Genomic DNA, 208 nt, shown 5'->3' with positions numbered 1-208 from the left:
CAAACCGAAAAGCGCAGCTGTGTTGGCTGACGGAAGGACGCTTCTTTATCCAAGTGACAAAGGGGCCATCCATTATGAAGCTGAAATTGTATTGAAAATTGACAAAGACATGGAGGATGGGGATACACTTGATGATGTTGTCACGGAGATGGCCATAGGTGTCGACTTAACGTTGCGAGACTTGCAAAGCAAGCTAAAGCAAAAAGGG

Annotated in this window: 1 protein-coding gene; it reads left to right on the top strand. The window is 45.7% G+C overall.

Annotated elements, in window-relative coordinates; all coding sequences use genetic code 11:
• A partial coding sequence (locus CHH91_RS19950) for a fumarylacetoacetate hydrolase family protein (RefSeq protein ID WP_176465917.1) occupies positions 1 to 208 on the top strand: 208 nt, incomplete at both ends.

It is taken from the genome of Virgibacillus sp. 7505 (assembly GCF_002272135.1).
Taxonomy (GTDB): Bacteria; Bacillota; Bacilli; order Bacillales; family Amphibacillaceae; genus Terribacillus.
The sequence above is the reverse complement of the archived record's forward strand: the minus strand, read 5'-3'. Positions and strand labels throughout refer to the sequence as shown.